This is a genomic window from Acetonema longum DSM 6540 (assembly GCF_000219125.1).
GTDB classification, from domain to species: Bacteria; Bacillota; Negativicutes; order Sporomusales; family Acetonemataceae; genus Acetonema; species Acetonema longum.
On record NZ_AFGF01000066.1, the window covers coordinates 32,129 to 47,695 of the forward strand.

The 15,567-nt window shown below is 47.8% G+C and carries 18 protein-coding genes and 1 riboswitch; of the genes, 2 read left to right on the forward strand and 16 right to left on the reverse strand.

Annotated features, from left to right (window positions below):
- Positions 1-9 precede the first annotated feature (9 nt).
- Positions 10-107: riboswitch (TPP riboswitch) on the reverse strand.
- 10 nt (positions 108-117) lie between these two features.
- The 10 genes from ALO_RS08335 to motA form a co-directional block, all read right to left on the reverse strand.
- Complete coding sequence (locus ALO_RS08335; RefSeq protein WP_004094751.1) at positions 118-690, reverse strand: GerMN domain-containing protein; 573 nt, start codon at positions 688-690, stop codon at positions 118-120.
- Positions 690-2,276, reverse strand: coding sequence for an N-acetylmuramoyl-L-alanine amidase family protein (locus ALO_RS20780; protein ID WP_050806993.1), 1,587 nt, complete (start codon positions 2,274-2,276; stop codon positions 690-692). The genes ALO_RS08335 and ALO_RS20780 overlap by 1 nt, the downstream gene beginning before the upstream one ends.
- Before the next feature lie 212 nt (positions 2,277-2,488).
- Positions 2,489-2,722, reverse strand: coding sequence for a DUF3006 domain-containing protein (locus ALO_RS08345; RefSeq protein ID WP_004094753.1), 234 nt, complete (start codon positions 2,720-2,722; stop codon positions 2,489-2,491).
- 3 nt (positions 2,723-2,725) lie between these two features.
- Positions 2,726-3,628, reverse strand: a complete 903-nt coding sequence (locus ALO_RS08350) for a ComEC/Rec2 family competence protein (RefSeq protein ID WP_004094754.1) — start codon at positions 3,626-3,628, stop codon at positions 2,726-2,728.
- Positions 3,629-3,672: 44 nt separating this feature from the next.
- Positions 3,673-4,023: a type II toxin-antitoxin system PemK/MazF family toxin gene (locus ALO_RS08355; RefSeq protein ID WP_004094755.1), complete on the reverse strand. Its 351-nt coding sequence runs from the start codon at positions 4,021-4,023 to the stop codon at positions 3,673-3,675.
- A 1-nt stretch (position 4,024) separates the two neighbouring features.
- Positions 4,025-4,300 (reverse strand): CopG family ribbon-helix-helix protein, encoded by a 276-nt coding sequence (locus tag ALO_RS08360; protein ID WP_004094757.1) that lies wholly within the window; start codon positions 4,298-4,300, stop codon positions 4,025-4,027.
- 136 nt (positions 4,301-4,436) lie between these two features.
- Positions 4,437-6,038 (reverse strand): bifunctional ADP-dependent NAD(P)H-hydrate dehydratase/NAD(P)H-hydrate epimerase, encoded by a 1,602-nt coding sequence (locus tag ALO_RS08365; protein WP_004094758.1) that lies wholly within the window; start codon positions 6,036-6,038, stop codon positions 4,437-4,439.
- A complete protein-coding gene (gene acpS / locus ALO_RS08370; RefSeq protein WP_004094759.1) occupies positions 6,019-6,420 on the reverse strand; it encodes a holo-ACP synthase in 402 nt (133 codons plus the stop codon). Before acpS ends, ALO_RS08365 begins: the two co-directional genes overlap by 20 nt.
- Positions 6,421-6,606: 186 nt before the next feature.
- Complete coding sequence (locus tag ALO_RS08375; protein WP_004094760.1) at positions 6,607-7,380, reverse strand: flagellar motor protein MotB; 774 nt, start codon at positions 7,378-7,380, stop codon at positions 6,607-6,609.
- Between the two features lie 4 nt (positions 7,381-7,384).
- Positions 7,385-8,164: a flagellar motor stator protein MotA gene (gene motA, locus ALO_RS08380; protein WP_004094763.1), complete on the reverse strand. Its 780-nt coding sequence runs from the start codon at positions 8,162-8,164 to the stop codon at positions 7,385-7,387.
- A 350-nt stretch (positions 8,165-8,514) separates the two neighbouring features.
- Here motA and ALO_RS08385 point away from each other — a divergent pair, with 350 nt between their 5' ends.
- Complete coding sequence (locus ALO_RS08385; protein ID WP_139025352.1) at positions 8,515-8,967, forward strand: hypothetical protein; 453 nt, start codon at positions 8,515-8,517, stop codon at positions 8,965-8,967.
- Positions 8,968-9,059: 92 nt separating this feature from the next.
- On the opposite strand, the gene ALO_RS08390 is transcribed toward ALO_RS08385, so the two are convergent.
- The 4 genes from ALO_RS08390 to ALO_RS08400 all read right to left on the reverse strand — a co-directional run bounded on the left by ALO_RS08390 (position 9,060) and on the right by ALO_RS08400 (position 14,095).
- Complete coding sequence (locus tag ALO_RS08390) at positions 9,060-10,283, reverse strand: molybdopterin molybdotransferase MoeA (protein ID WP_004094767.1); 1,224 nt, start codon at positions 10,281-10,283, stop codon at positions 9,060-9,062.
- A gap of 102 nt (positions 10,284-10,385) precedes the next feature.
- Positions 10,386-12,287, reverse strand: coding sequence for a thioredoxin domain-containing protein (locus tag ALO_RS08395; protein WP_004094769.1), 1,902 nt, complete (start codon positions 12,285-12,287; stop codon positions 10,386-10,388).
- A 37-nt stretch (positions 12,288-12,324) separates the two neighbouring features.
- Entirely contained in the window at positions 12,325-12,486 is a 162-nt protein-coding gene (locus tag ALO_RS23460; RefSeq protein WP_004094771.1) for a DUF255 domain-containing protein, read from the reverse strand.
- A 19-nt stretch (positions 12,487-12,505) separates the two neighbouring features.
- A complete protein-coding gene (locus tag ALO_RS08400) occupies positions 12,506-14,095 on the reverse strand; it encodes a recombinase family protein (protein WP_004094773.1) in 1,590 nt (529 codons plus the stop codon).
- Between the two features lie 79 nt (positions 14,096-14,174).
- Here ALO_RS08400 and ALO_RS08405 point away from each other — a divergent pair, with 79 nt between their 5' ends.
- Positions 14,175-14,360 (forward strand): ribbon-helix-helix domain-containing protein, encoded by a 186-nt coding sequence (locus tag ALO_RS08405; protein WP_004094775.1) that lies wholly within the window; start codon positions 14,175-14,177, stop codon positions 14,358-14,360.
- Between the two features lie 354 nt (positions 14,361-14,714).
- Here the strand turns inward: ALO_RS08405 and ALO_RS08415 are convergent, their stop codons facing one another.
- Positions 14,715-14,978, reverse strand: a complete 264-nt coding sequence (locus ALO_RS08415) for a helix-turn-helix domain-containing protein (protein ID WP_004094784.1) — start codon at positions 14,976-14,978, stop codon at positions 14,715-14,717.
- Complete coding sequence (locus ALO_RS08420; protein ID WP_004094790.1) at positions 14,956-15,378, reverse strand: RNA polymerase sigma factor; 423 nt, start codon at positions 15,376-15,378, stop codon at positions 14,956-14,958. The genes ALO_RS08415 and ALO_RS08420 overlap by 23 nt, the downstream gene beginning before the upstream one ends.
- Between the last annotated feature and the right edge of the window lie 189 nt (positions 15,379-15,567).

The following is a 15,567-nucleotide window of genomic DNA, read 5'->3' on the forward strand; positions in this document are numbered from 1 at the left end:
TAACATCCAACAGTCTTTTAACCACTTCCCTACGCTGGTATTACCCAGAAATCAGGTTCAAAGAGTCGGCTTTCGCCTCTCAGCATGATGCACCCCTAGTGGTTATATTCAATTTATCTACTTTTTAACCGGCTGTTTAATAATTCCTTCCGACCGGCTAAGCGGCTCACTGATGTCCAAATGGCCTGAAAGTGTCTGTACCACCTTACCATCAATCAGGATTTGCACTTTCTTGATTTCCGGAAATTCCGTAAGAGTATTGACAATCGCCCCGATGGTTAAAATTTCATTAGTCGACCCGCCGGGGTTTTGTTTTTTCAGCTTATCGTTGAAATTCACGTAGGCAATTTTGTCTTTTACCTTAATGCTAATCAGCTTGGCCACCGGCGGTATAACCGGCAGTAGGTCTTTATTTTTCGGACCTGCCATCAAAAGCTCCATCGCCGACTGCACCGGGTTAGCGGGTTTGTCAAGGGTGGCTGTTTCCGGCGCCAGGTATATTGCGTCCTTAGTGGCAAAATATACTGTGATTGTAACCTTATTGTTTGCCGGGGCTTTAGGCTGACTAACGTCCTCTGCTCGCCTGCCTGGTGCATCACTGCCGGCAGGTACGGTGTCCGTACAACCGCCGCCCATTAGCCAGACCATCATCATCAGAATCATCCATACGGCGAGTTTTCTGTATGACATTATTGCCCACCCCCCTGTTTGGCTGCCTGTGCGAAAAATGTTTCCAGCCCCTGTACAATCCCCCGGGCTATCTTCTCTTGAAATTCAGGGGAGGCAAGTAATTTCTCCTCTTGCTTGTTAGAAAGGAAAGCCATTTCAACCAATGCTGCAGGCATCAGTGTATATTTATTTACATAAAAGTTAGTGGCGCTGATCGAGCGATCCGGCAATCCCCCGGCTTTTATCATTTCCTGCTGCAAAGACCGGGCCAGCATAGCATCATAACTCGATTTGGCAAAATAGAATGTCTGGGTTCCTTTAATGGCCGGATTGGGAGCAGCATTAGAGTGAATGCTGATAAATACATCCGCTTTGGCATGATTGGCAATGGCGGTCCTAGCCCTTAATTCATCACGGTCAGTGATACTGGCGCTATAGACGTCCACATCGGTTTCTCTGGTCATGATAACCTTGGCACCGGCTTTCTCCAACATTGCCTTCAGTTGTTTGGCCACAGCCAAATTAGCGGTTTTCTCCTGCAGCCCGGTTACTCCGATCGCACCCGGATCGCTGCCGCCATGGCCGGGATCAATGGCAATAATTTTATTGGCCAGCCCGGACGTAAACTGAAACTTGCCCGGAGGCGTCTTTTTATTGATATCAATCACAACCCGATAGGGTTTAGCGGATTTTGCATCCTCGGGCATAGTAAAAACTTTGTATTCTCCCTCGGTCAAGGCAAAGGGAATATCAATCATCAAACGGCTGTCATCTTTTTCTGATGGCACAATCGTGATTCTATCAGCAATTTTGCCATCAAATTCATATTGCTTCGGAATTTTTTCCAAAGGCGCTCCTTTGGTCCCTTTCAGTTCCACCGTCAAGCGGGGAACAGGCAAAGCACTTATCACTGCGGCAGGTTGAACCGGAGCCGAAAGATCAACCACAATTCGCAGCTTACTTTCCCCGGTTACCGCATCCAGATGGGTAAAAGAACGCACTTGCAAAAGCTGGGCCGGCACTTGCTTTTCAGAAGCCTTGCTCTCTGCCGCCGCCAAGGTCGATGGAACTGCTGCAGTCACCGGTGTTTTTGCATCGCCGGCGTCTGTGGCCGCTGGTTTGCTTTGAGTGCTCGCCCGGGCAGCCTGCGCAGCATCCATATGTACATCCACTACCACACGATAGGGTTTGTCGGCTTGAGCATCATTCGCCAATGTAAATACTTTAATATCCTTAGGAGTGATCTTTTGGTTCAAATCCAGGTTTACCCGGGTACTGGCCCCGTATACGGTAAAACTTGTCTTATCTACCATGGCGTCATCCATTGCCAGGGTGTTCCCATTGGCGGGAACTGCTCCTTTGATCGCTACAACCAACCGTGATGCCGAACTACCGGTTACGACTCCCTGAGCCTCAACAGGGCCTGTCACATCAAAGACATACCGCATGACGTTAATCCCTTTTGCGTCATCCATGAATATCCCTGAGCGGAGTTGCGTGATTTCCGCCCGACTCGGTGCAGCCATCGCAGGGCGATCTGTTGCGGCGACCTGTACCAAAACCAAACTTAAAACCAGTATAAACCAGGAAAGCGTCCGACGCAACAAAATACACCTCCTACATTGCGACGTCAACAGATATCTTCGTTTATATATCGTAAAATTCCTGCAAAAACATTAGTGTAAAATGCTGTAATAAGCATATTAATGTATAAATTTTTTAAAAAATTATTACCCGCCGGGATCACAGCGGGGTAACAAAAAAAGAAGGCCGGTAAACCTTCTTTTATACAGACAATCCATCATTATCTCTATCCGTGTCAGTTGTTCCCTTGGGTTAATTCCTTCAGCAGATCTTCGGCTTCCTTGCGGGCCTTCTCAGTAGACGCTTCATCAAATCCGATATCCATCACCAAATGATCCCCTTCCTGAACGCCTTCCGGTAAAAACTCCCGCAGCCAAACTACCTGTTTTTCTTCCGCTCCTACTAACAGAACGGCTTTTTTCCCTTCCATGCGGTCAATCACGGCTGAGACCTGTTTCGAGCGCTGCATCGGCTACTTCTCCTTTGAAATCTTATAGGACTTGCCGTTGCTGGTGATCGTAACCGTACCATGCTGATCCGTGCGATACACCTTCATGTTGGCGGTCGCATAACGCTTCAGCACTACTTCATGAGGATGCCCATAATCATTATTGGCTCCTGCCGAAACAACCACTGTCTGTGCGCCAACAGCCTTCAAAAAAGCCGGCCGGGAAGAAGTGCGGCTGCCATGATGACCGCCTTTCAGCACCAAGCTTTTCAGCTCATCGCGGGATCGCTGCAGCATCTGCTGTTCCGATTCCTGCTCGGCATCCCCAGTCAGCAGCATAGTAAAATTACCGTATATCAGCTTGGCAACAATAGAATTATTGTTCAGGTCAGCATTCGCACCTTGTTTAATATAGGGCTTAGCCGGCGCCAGTATCCTGAGAACCGCGCCGCCGCCAATGTCAATCTGGTCGCCGGCTGTTACCACCTTAAAGGGAATGTTCTTCTTTTTGACTGTTGTCAGATACTGCCGATACAAATTGGTGGTAGCGGCAACTCCGTTATCGTAAATTTGCTTTATGGCAAAGGATTCAAACAGAGCGGCCATTCCTCCCAAATGGTCGGCATGGCCATGGGTGATAATCACTTTGTCAATGGTCCGAATTCCCTCTTTTTTTATGTATGAGACCAACTTATCCCTGGTTCCTACATCGCCGGTATCCACGAGGACAGCCTGAGTGGGAGTTTTTATTAAAATGGCGTCTCCCTGTCCCACATCCAGCACCTTGACGGTCAGACCGGTCTGAGACGACAGGCCGGCAGCCTGGGTCGTCGCGGTTTGCTGGCTTATCGGCGCAATAGCGCAGCCAGCAAACACAAATAACGACATCGCCAGTGCGATGACGCTTATCGCTTTTGTTATCCGCATATTCAATTACAGCCTCCCCTGATTCCCGGTCCCTGCACAAACTGTTACAGCTGCACCAGGCCTAAACTGATTCGTACTGCTTCATCCACTTTGGACATAGTATCTTCGCTTAAATGAGTGACTTTCTCTTTTAACCGCCGTTTATCAATCGTGCGCAATTGTTCCAATAACAGAACCGAGTCTTTATCCAGATTAAACTCCTTGCCGCTGATCTCCACGTGGGTAGGCAGTTTGGCCTTTGAAATTTGCGAAGTGATCGCTGCCACAATGACAGTCGGACTATATTTATTGCCAACATCATTTTGAAGAATTAGTACAGGACGATGCCCTCCCTGTTCGGACCCTACAACAGGATTTAAATTGGCATAATAAATATCCCCGCGTTTGACAAGCATGTTATTCACGCTCCGTTAACAAGGTCGGCACCATGGCAAATACTTCATCATCTGCAATTAACCCTTCCTCCGCCAATGACAAATTGATGACAGCCATTTCCTGGTATCCTTTTTTCATCATATCCCTTACTGCTTTGCGCTTGCGATCTTCAATATATAGGCGCATCGCATCGCGAATAAACTGGCTGCGGCTTAATTTATCCATCGCAATAATCCCGTCCACTTCTTGCAGCAAGCTATTTGGAATACTGATCATAATCCGTTTTAACTCCGCCACACCCTCACCCCCGTGATCTAAAAAAACATAGTATAGCACAATTATATAATTTTCGATATACAAGTGTCAATGTATTGTCTATCATTTAGAGGCAGTGGTAAATATTATATTCCATTATATATCATTATGATCCGTCTTATTCAGTATACCTAATTTTGCCATGGGTTATTCTTGCGTTATACTTGCCTTTTCTGTGGCAGGCCATATGAATGGCCTGGGGAATCTCCGGCAAGATATCCCCGGCAGTCATGCCGATCATCCGTCCTCTCGCCGCCAGATCGCCGGCCAGCCCGTGGATATAAACACCGGCTACCGCCGCATCATGGCTGGATAACCCTTGGGCAATAAAGCCGGCAATGATACCGGTCAGCACATCGCCGGTGCCGCCGGTGGCCAGACCGGGGTTACCGGTTGTATTCAGAAATATCTCTCCGTCAGGAAAGGCCACCACCGTGCAGGGACCTTTTAAAACAACAATGCTTTGCCAGTCACTGGCAGCCTGCCGGGCAATAAAAATCCGCTCCTGGTTGACTTCCGCCACGCTCAGTCCGGTCAGCCGGGCCATCTCTCCCGAATGGGGCGTTAATACTGCCAAGCCGCCGGTTTCTTTCAGCAAAGCAGTATTGTCCACCATGGCGAACAATGCATCGGCATCAAGAACCAAGGGCTGTTCATTGCTTTTGACGATTTCCCGTACAGCCGTAAGAGTATCTTCATTGCGGCCCAGACCTGGCCCTATGGCTAAGACATCCGTTTGTTTTACCATCTGTTCCACATAGGGAATAGCTTTTACACCGATGGATCCACCCACAGTCTCCGGTAAGGGGCGGGTCATCACTTCGGTCAATTTTACCTCCATAATGTCATGCAGACTGGCGGCTATACCCAGAGTAACCAACCCGGCGCCTGCCCTTATGGCGCCGGTTGCCGCCAAGGCGGCCGCACCGGTCATGCCCTGGGAACCGGCAATCAGAAGAACCCGGCCGCAGTCCCCCTTATGAGCCGTTACCGGCCTGACAGGCAAAATCCGCTGGATGTGCCCGGGCGTGGTAATATTCTGCCGTATCTCAGAACTTTCCATCAAATGCCTCGGTATCCCAATATCGATGACTGAAATCTGTCCGGCATAAGCAGCACCCGGATGAATATACAGTCCCTGCTTGGGCAGACCGAATGTAACCGTATAGGCCGCCTTAACTGCCTTGCCGCTGATTTGCCCGGTATCGGCGTCCATACCGGTGGGAATGTCTACGGCAATCACCGTTTTTGCGGCGGCATTGATCAGGTCCACTGCCAGATTCATCTCTTCGCTCAACGGGCCATGAAAACCTGTTCCCAGCAAAGCATCCACCAGGCAATCAGCAAATGTGACGGCAATGCCGGCCTTATCCCAATCCCGTTCGCCGGCTAATTCCAGAACATCAATTTCCATGCGCTGAATGGTCTCGAAATGCACCAAAGCATCACCGGTCAAGGTTTCTTTTTTTCCGACCAGACAAACCTTGACCTGGGCGCCCTGATTGACCAAGTGTCTGGCCGCCACAAAGCCGTCGCCGCCGTTATTGCCTTTGCCGGCGAAGATACAGATGCTTCTGTCTCTCACCGGCGAAATCCGCAGGGCAATCTGCCGGGCCAGTTCCCGTCCGGCATTTTCCATTAGGACCACACCGGGTATCCCGAATTCTGTTATAGCAGTCTGATCAATCAGACGCATTTCACTAGCCGTTACTGCCTTCATCTGCAACACCTCCCCATAGTACGGCCTGCGCCGCCGCGTATTCCCTGGCGTGAGTCAAGGAAAGATGAATCTTGCTCACTCTCTGCTTTGCGGCCAGGGCTGCGAAAAAACCATGCAAGGAAATGACAGGCCTGCCATGAGGGTCTGACACGACCTCTACCTCAAGCCAGGTACCACCGCCGGACATGCCGGTTCCCAATGCCTTGAGCACCGCCTCCTTAGCAGCAAAACGGGCTGCGTAGGAAGCCGCCTTCTGAACTCCCCGGCCTTCGCAATACCTTTGTTCCTGTTCCGTAAAAATCCGTTTCACAAAAGCGTCCCGCCGGATGGCTGAATCCATCCGGTCAACTTCCACTATATCAATTCCGATCCCCAGGATCACATTTTCACCTCAAACCCCTAGAAATATCTTTATTTCCTTAATCATAATCTATTTCGGCACTCGTGGCAAATCCCCTTGTCGCAAAGCCGCGACAAAAAAGTCTGCTTTGCAGAGCTTCTTTCTGTAAAAAAACTAGAGAGAACCTTGCGTGCCGCAAGGTTCTCTCTAGTATCGTCCAACTATTTCCTACGGTTGTTTATACTGGCGCATAATCAATATTTCCACACGCCGGTTTCTGGCCCGGCCTTCCGCTGTCGAATTATTGGATTCGGGACGGTACTCGCCATAACCGGTGGCGTTGAAGCGGGCAGGCTCCAGTTTCGCCTGCTGGGATAGAATATGGCGCATGAAATTCAGAGCACGTTTGGAGCTCAATTCCCAGTTGGAAGGAAATTCCCGGGTATTAATGGGGATCGTATCAGTGTGTCCGGCAATCGTCACTTTTTGGGGCAGCGCCACTAGCATTTTAGCAATCTCAGCGCCCAGCCGCCGTGCTTCCGGCCGAAGATCGGCACTGCCTGACGGAAACAAAGCCGTATCGCGAATGCGCAGCATCAACCCATCCCCGGTTAACATGGTTTTCAAATCTTCACTCAGGTTATTTTCCGTAATATACTGATCCAGATTCTGCTTCAGTTCTAACAGCTGCACAGTTTCCCGCATATACAACCGTTCTTTGGCATCGCCGCCCAGAGGAGCCAGGCTTTCGATTTTACTGGGGGCAGGCATGCCGGGAATAATTTGGGGCCCGGTCCGGGTATGTTCAAAAATAGAATTATTGCCGCCGAACGCCATACCCAACGATTGACTGATAGCGTCCAATTTTTTCTGATCAATCTGTGAGGAAGAATATAAAACGATAAACAATGCCAGCAGCAGAGTCATAATATCGGCGTAAGGGATCAGCCAAGACTCATCCGCATGCTCTTCATGGGGTTCAACATGTTTTTTTCTGGCCATCTCATCACTCCGCTTTCCGCTTCAAAGCACTGCGATCCGCCTGAGGAATGAATACCAGCAATTTCGCCTCAATAGCCATCGGTGAATCGCCTGCCTGCAGTGATAAAATCCCCTCAATCATCATCCGCTTGATTTCCGCTTCCCGTTTCGACATCATTTTGAGTTTATTGGCGAAGGGATTCCATAATACGTAACCGGTAAAAATACCGAGCAAAGTAGCAACAAAGGCTGCGGCAATGGAGTGCCCCAGTACTTCGATATTATCCAGGCTGCCCAAAGCGGCAATCAAGCCGACAACCGCGCCCAAAACCCCCAGGGTCGGAGCGTAAGAACCGGCCTGAGAAAATATCAACGCTCCCAGTCGGTGCCGTTCTTCCATAGCCTGTACTTCGGCATCCAGAACATCATGGACAAATTCCGGATCCATACCGTCAATGACCATGCTCAAACCATTTTTTAAGAAAGTATCTTCCACCTCATTCAGGCGGCCTTCCAAAGCCAGGATTCCTTCACGGCGAGCTGTTTGCGACAATTCAACAAACAAAGGCAGTAATTGTGTCTTGGGAACCAGTTGCTGATCCCTGAATAATTGCTTCATTAGCACTGGGAATTTCATGACTTGTTGCATAGGGAATGCATTTAATATACAAGCGACTGTCCCTGCAATAATAATTAAAAAAGCAGCCGGGTTATTTAAGGCGGACAAGCTCGCTCCCTTTAGTACCATCCCGGTACCAACTGCCCCTACTCCAACGATTACGCCGATTAGTGTTGACTTTTCCAAGCTATAAACCCCCTAGATTTTGCATCTAATAATGTGGGACTATTCCATCGCTTACCGGTCCACTCAATTCTATTCTTAAGTATAGCAGAATTGCCGGTAAAACCCATAGGCACAATGTCCCAAGCAGCTGAGATTTTTGACGCTATTTGCCAAAACAGGAGCATATACTATTTCTATTCTAAAATTCTCCAAAACCTTGCTATATCCTCCCTGATTTGACATATTTCCTCCGAAAGTGATAAAAAATAAAATGTTAACAGTTTATCATCAATATAATTGCGGGTATAAGTCTTGCGCCGCGAGGAAATCATAAGCAGGTAAACCACCGAACATGCGGAGGGATGATTTCATTGGTTAAACGTTTATCTACCTGGATTGTAGGAGGATTATCCGTCGGCGCTGTCATCAGCGTTGTCGGTTGGTATTTCCTGTCTTATCAGTTACAGCTCAATCTGGTGAATTCCCGACAAATCAACGATCAGTCGGCAATTACCTCAATTGTGGAAACCAGCATTCATAATCCCGAAGTACAGACCATCCTGCGCAGCCAGATACTGCGCTATTTAAAATCGCCGGAGGGCAAAGCCAGTTTGGCGGAAATGATGCGATCACCGGAAATGAAGAAAACCCTGGCCGAGAATATTCAGTCGCCGGAAATGCGCCCGGCTATTCTAAATATGCTGCAGGAGCCTGAGTTTAAAGACTCACTGCTGAAGATCATCCAGGATACGCCGGAAATGCGGGTACTAAAACTGCTTAATGCGTCAGTCGAATGGAATGAAGACTATATGGAGAAACGCTGAAGCCTGTTCCGGATTCAAGACAGCAGATAAAAAATACAGCATAGCAGCCAAAAAAGAGCGGCGACCCGCTCTTTTTTTATCTGCCGATATGCCTAACGCACAACCCCTTCCGCCAACAGTTCGATATCCACTTCACTGCCGGATGCTAAGGGAGGAGTACCTGTCGGAATCACAATGAGGCAGTTAGCCCCCATGGCGGATTTCAGCATGCCATTTCCCTGGTAATGTAAAGGTTCCACCAGCATCGCCTTGCCGTCCTGCCACCAGTAAGCCCAGACAAAACGCCGGGCCTCACTGCTTTTGCAAAAATCCCGGGCCAAAGTGGCCCGAATCTTAGGACGCTGCCAGCGCTGCCTCCCCCCCATCTTTAAAAGAACCGGGCGGATTAAGGTTTCAAAAGAAATGCTGGCCGCAGCCGGATTGCCGGATAATCCGATAAACATTTTTCCGGACTTCACCCCGGCCAAAACAGGCATGCCTGGCTTGATGCTGACCTTTTCAAACAAAATGTCAATACCTAAGCGGGCAAACACTTCGCCAATCAGGTCATAGTCGCCCACCGAAGCACCACCGGTTGTAATCGTCATGTCACATGCCGGAGCCGCGGCGATAACACTCGCAATCGCCTCCACCTCATCCCGGGCTTGCCCTAAAAAAGCAGGCCGCCCCCCGGCATTCTCCACCTGGCCGCTTAGCATATAACTGTTGGAGTTGCGGATTTTGCCCGGCGCAAGAGGCATATCAGGCGATACAAGTTCACTGCCGGTTGCCAGCAAGGATACTTTAGGCTTTTTATAAACCAGCGGACAGGCTTTCCCCAAAACAGCCAGCATTCCCATGACCCCGGCGTTAATAACCGTACCCGCCTGAATCACTTCCTCGCCGGCGGCTATCTCTTCCCCGGCGCGGCAAATATTTTGATCGATCCCGCCGCCAGCAAAAATACGCACCATACCATCAGCAAAGTCCGTGTCTTCCACCCTTACGACACCGGTAGCCCCGGATGGCAAGGGCGCACCGGTCATGATCCGGCAAGCCGTGCCGGAGGTTATGACAGCGCGGGATACGCTTCCCGCAGCAATCATATCGATTTGCCGCAAAACGACGGGTGAATCCGGCCGTGCCGCTTGCACATCCGCCGCAATCACAGCATATCCGTCCAGAGGCGACCGGTCAAAGGGCGGAAAATTCAGCTCCGCTGTAACTGTCTCCGCTAAAACCCTTTGTGAACACTGCGCCAGCGGCAATACTTCGGTTCCCAGCGTTTGTACCATATCCAACAGCATTTTTTGCGCAGCTTCCAATTGTATCGTCACAAGAAACCTCTCCTTCAACCGCAGCAAGCCATTTACTACATATACTATGGCTATTCGCCTGCAAGCTGGAGAATCCTGCCGGTCTCTTTCCACCAGGCGGTATTATGTGTGAATGCCGGCCAGCAGCCGTTCTAAATCTCTCACACTGGTAACCGGCCGCTGACAGGAAAATTTATGGCAAACATACGCCGTCGCCAATCCGTCCAACCGGTCTCTGCCCGTAACATGAGGCGCTGTATGCCGTAAAGTTTCGGCCTGGTCCGGGCTGTTCAGAACCAGGACAACCTCCGGCATATAATACTTGCGGGCCTGTTTCAAAAGCGACACAGTCGCGATATCGTCCTTCACCCCGGCGATGATGATATTTTGAGGCGGCATTAGATAATAGTCAAAAGCCATCAGAAAAAAGGTGAAAGCCCGCGGCGCCTGGGAGACCTCCCCCGCAAAATATTCAAACAATCTTTCCACAACCGTCAGCAGATCCGCATCTTCGGTAATCCGGGCCAGCCGCAGCAGGGCATAAGCCGCAGCCGAATTACCGGAAGGAGTGGCGCCGTCATAAATTTCTTTTGGCCTGCTAATCAGTTTTTCTGCATCCGATCCGGTAAAAAAGAAACCGCCTTGTTTTTCGTCCCAAAACAGCTCCACCATATTCCCGGCCAGCCCCTTGGCCATTTCCAGATAAGCGGCACTCAAAGTAGTCTCATAGAGTTCGATAACCGCCCAGAGCAGATAGGCATAATCGTCAAGATAAGCCAAATATGCGGATTCCCCGGCCCGGTGCCGGGCCAGCAGCCTGCCGTCCTGTCTGGTAAGATGAATCTCAATGAAATTTAGGGCCTGAGAGGCGGCGAACAGGTACTGCGGTTTATCCAGGACCCGCGCTGCCTTGGCCAAAGCAGCGATCATCAATGCGTTCCAGGAAGTGAGAACTTTGTCATCCTTAAAGGGATGCACCCTCTGATTCCGCAGTTCACGAAGCTTTTCCCGTCCATCCTGCAGCATGGCTTGGAACTCATCCGGTTTCATGCCGACTTTCGCGGCGTATTCGCCAGGCTCTCGCCCGATGGTGTGCAAAATGCTGCTGCCAGCATCAAAATTTCCTTCCGCCGTCACATGGTAATAATCGGCAAAGATCGTCCCCTGGGTCCACCCCAAGGCACGCAGGATTTCTTCTTTCGTCCAGAGATAAAACTTGCCTTCTTCGCCTTCGGAATCGGCGTCTTCCGCCGAATAAAACCCTCCCGCCGGACCGGTCATGTCCCGCTGGACATAAGCGATGATCTCCTCGGCCACTTGGGCGTATTCTTTGTTGCCGGTGGCCTGAAACGCTTCGGCGTAGATATAGCATAACAAGGCATTATCGTAGAGCATTTTTTCAAAATGCGGCACCAGCCACTGATGATCTACCGAATAGCGGGCAAAGCCAAAACCCAGATGATCATAAATCCCGCCCCGTCGCATGGACTGCAGAGTTTTTTCCACCATGTCCATGGCTTTTGCTTCACCGGTATGCCGCCAATACCGCATCAAAAACAACAGATTGTGAGGAGTCGGAAACTTAGGAGCCGAGCTGAATCCCCCATACTCACTGTCAAAATAACGGGCTAGTCCATGAAAAGCCGCATGAACCTGCTCTTCACTCAGCAGACTGTAGGGCGATCCGGGTTCCCGTGCGTCGATTGACTTTAGAATCTCCTCAGCATAATCATTCAGGCTATCCCGCTGCTGCCGCCACTGCTGGCTCAGAGCCGTCAGAATTGCCATTAATCCCGGCCTGCCCCATTTACTATTCTTGGGAAAATAAGTCCCGGCAAAAAAGGGGCTTTTATCCGGCGTCATCATAATCGTCAGCGGCCATCCGCCTTGCCCGGTCAGGGCTTGGCACACTTGCATGTATATATGGTCTACATCAGGACGCTCTTCCCGGTCGACTTTGATGGCGATGTAATCCTGATTGAGCAAATCCGCTACTTCCTGATCCTCAAAGGACTCCCGCTCCATAACATGGCACCAATGGCAAGTTCATCAATGCAAGTCGTCAGCTATACCCAACAGAGAGGAATATCGGCTTATCCTCGGCCTTTGCTCTTGCAAAGGCATCTGAGCCCCACGGGTACCAATCCACAGGATTATAAGCGTGTTGCAGCAGATAAGGCGATTTCTCGTTTACCAATCTATTGGGTATTTTATCTAATAACATGCACGACCACCCCCTCTCCTTATTTGAAATCTATTTTTACATCGATAGTGTTTCCCTCACGCAGGTAAACAATGCTTTCAATAACGGTCTTATATAGGTCGTTACGCTGCACATGATCGGTCATTGTCCTGATATTTTTAAGAAAAATTATCAGGTTTTGCTTACGTTCCTCATCGGTTACACTTCGATCGGATTGGTAAATTTTCCCCATTTCGTATAATTCATTTTCGGTTTGACCAATAAGCTTTTGCCATTTTCTTTTTCTTGTTTGCCATTCTTCACGATTATAATCTCCAAGTTCATAAGCATCATTAACTGTTTCCAGTGCTTTTTTATATTTTTGAAGCAGGTTTTCAAGTTCGCTGATTTCTACTTTAATACGATCGGACTGTTGGGAGTCTACAGGTTCACTGCTATTTATAATTTCGCTCTGATACTTTGATATCTCCTTCAAAACAATTTCTTCCAAAGCATCTGACAAAATGCCGCTGTTTTTACATTTATTCCCCAGGGGGTCTGTGTACCAACAGGGTCTAACATATGCATTGCCATCAACTAAATGGAGAGTGAGGATATGTCCACATTTAGCGCACTTGACAAGCCCCGTGAATACATGGGATTGCTTCCGGCTTCTTGTGGGAATCTTTTTTCTGCTGCTTAGGACGGCAACAATACGATCATGTTCTTCTTTAGTTTTCACAGCTTCATGGCAATTCTCAACAATAGTCCATTCACTTTTAGGGATCGCTTCATAATTTTTAGCATTAGGGCGTTTATGTTTGTGTCCACTACCTCTTGTCTTGTTGCTAATAATCTGTCCTAGATGTGTTTCATCAACTAAAAGCCTATATATAGTAATAGCACTCCAATAATTACCCCTTCGGGTAAAAATCCCTCTTTGATTCAGGCTTTCAGCTATTTTCTGAGTTGAAATTCCCGATAATGCTTTTTCTATCATTTCACGATATATGGGTAATCTTTCATCATTAACAACAAGGCCTTTTTCATTATACTTATCACGATAACGCTGATATACATAAGGGAATGCAGGTATGCCATTTGTCCAATCACCACGCCTGGCACCGACGACCTTCCCCTGCCGTAAACGCTTAGTAATCATTTTGTATTCTTGCCTGGCAAAAAAACCTTTTAGGTCAGCATATGTATCATCTATATCGTTATTAAGATCATAAATCTTATCAGGCGTAATAATAAGCGTTTCTGACTTTTGAAATGCTTTTTTAATCCGATCTTGTTCTCCAAGGTCGCCGCGCCCCAGCCTATCGTATTCAACAACACAAACAGCGTCATATATCCCGTCTTCAACCTCTTTTAAAAGCTTGGAGATCTTAGGACGCATATCAATACTATCTGAGGTCCCAACTTCTATATATTCAACGTATTTAAAACCGTTTTTAATACACAATTCGGTGAGTATCATCCGATGCTTTTCCAGATCTTCCATGCTTTCAGCACGAGACTTTCTAAGATAGTTTGCAACATAGCAAATATCATATCTTCGGTTTTCTAAGATCATCGGATATTCACCACCTATGGTTAAAAGTTGGTGAATCAGTGTATCACTGTATCTGTTTTTAGTATAGATCATCAGTGATACACCTGTCAAGAGTATTTCTTTACATCAGTGCATCAACCTTGCTATAATCTTGATAAGTGGGGTGATAGTAATGGCAACAACAAAACCACGCTTCATGGTTTCCGTAGACGAAAATATGTTTAGGGAAATAGAAGATTTTCGTTTTGAAAAACGCTATCAAACGCGCTCGGAAGCAACTACCGAACTAATTCGTTTAGGCCTAGAAGTCGTCAAAAAACGAAAAATACAAACTGATACCCAAACGAGTAAGGATTAACGCTCATGCTTTCTTCATGCCAGGACAAGAAAGCATGTTTTTCTTACTCTGGATTTCAAATAACTTTCTTCGAAAACTCCGTAGTGCTTGTTCCGACGGAGTATTTGTTATGACTTTTATTTTTAATGCCTTATTATCCATAAACCCCTCTCCCCTCACTGGAATAAAAAGAAAAACTTTGCGGACGGTATCTATACCCACGGGAATTTCACCCCTGCACCTCTATGCAGCCGTACCTTTGCCTGCGACAGTTTTTCTCTGTTCGGACGAGAGCTATACGGGAGTTTCATTATCTTGTATCCGCAAAGTTTATACTGTGCTTTTGCACTTTCTTTTTCAAAGAACATTCTTCTGTTACATGATACGAAATTTTAAGATTCCCGCGATAAGCTTGTTCTGAAGTTCCGTTTTCAGTTCATAATCCACAAGGAAATATAAATTTCCGTACCGGTCATATAACTCTTTGGATGCCAGCCGTGTTATATAGCGTTCATAGTGCGATAATACCTGCCTTAGCGCAGGTTCTTCTCCCCGTATAGCAGCTAAAATAACTTCGTGCGGAATTAATGAGCGCTTTCGGTTAGGCTTTCTCAATTTAGCGTTTTGTTTTTTCTTCATCTGCAAAATCCCCCAAGTACTTCTTTAGTTGCTTTAGTGTAGTACCTCTGCGATATGACACGGTTCGGCGGATAAGATGCAAGCACGCACCAATCTCGCTGTCCGTCATATCCAAAAAGTACGACAGTAAAACAATGGCCCTTCGTTCCTCGGATAATTCTTGTAAAGCTGCGCCAAGAAGTATGTCTTCTACGCTCACATCTATATCCAATACACGAAACACATAAGTATCCTGACAAGGAGTAACAGAAAAGAAACGCTGAAATCTTTTGTCTTCGCAAATATCTTCCGAAAAACATTCTCGTTCTCTGCGGCGACGTAGCACCTGATCGTAATTGCGAGCATGGTTCCGTAAGACGCTTTTACAAAAACTATCAAAACGCTCCTGGCATTCCACCATATCACCCCCCTTCAGCAAAGAGAGACCTATGCGAATGCACGGTTCGTCCTATTTATTTGTGTCCGCAAATTTACTCTCCACATTTTCCCTTCATACAACTAAAACAGTTGACAAAAACATTTGGGCAAATTTTCCTGGAAAATTATTGAAAAATTATAAAAAACTGCCTTAGTCCACTTTCCAGAAGAC

Bases quoted from the DNA above. Each gene is read 5' to 3' on its own strand.
- ALO_RS08335 (WP_004094751.1), bottom strand. From the start codon at position 690: ATGTCATACAGAAAACTCGCCGTATGGATGATTCTGATGATGATGGTC.
- ALO_RS08345 (WP_004094753.1), bottom strand. From the start codon at position 2,722: ATGCAGCGCTCGAAACAGGTCTCAGCCGTGATTGACCGCATGGAAGGG.
- ALO_RS08350 (WP_004094754.1), bottom strand. From the start codon at position 3,628: ATGCGGATAACAAAAGCGATAAGCGTCATCGCACTGGCGATGTCGTTA.
- ALO_RS08355 (WP_004094755.1), bottom strand. From the start codon at position 4,023: ATGCTTGTCAAACGCGGGGATATTTATTATGCCAATTTAAATCCTGTT.
- ALO_RS08365 (WP_004094758.1), bottom strand. From the start codon at position 6,038: ATGAAGGCAGTAACGGCTAGTGAAATGCGTCTGATTGATCAGACTGCT.
- ALO_RS08375 (WP_004094760.1), bottom strand. From the start codon at position 7,380: ATGGCCAGAAAAAAACATGTTGAACCCCATGAAGAGCATGCGGATGAG.
- ALO_RS08395 (WP_004094769.1), bottom strand. From the start codon at position 12,287: ATGGAGCGGGAGTCCTTTGAGGATCAGGAAGTAGCGGATTTGCTCAAT.
- ALO_RS23460 (WP_004094771.1), bottom strand. From the start codon at position 12,486: ATGTTATTAGATAAAATACCCAATAGATTGGTAAACGAGAAATCGCCT.
- ALO_RS08400 (WP_004094773.1), bottom strand. From the start codon at position 14,095: ATGATCTATACTAAAAACAGATACAGTGATACACTGATTCACCAACTT.
- ALO_RS08405 (WP_004094775.1), top strand. From the start codon at position 14,175: ATGGCAACAACAAAACCACGCTTCATGGTTTCCGTAGACGAAAATATG.
- ALO_RS08415 (WP_004094784.1), bottom strand. From the start codon at position 14,978: ATGAAGAAAAAACAAAACGCTAAATTGAGAAAGCCTAACCGAAAGCGC.
- ALO_RS08420 (WP_004094790.1), bottom strand. From the start codon at position 15,378: ATGGTGGAATGCCAGGAGCGTTTTGATAGTTTTTGTAAAAGCGTCTTA.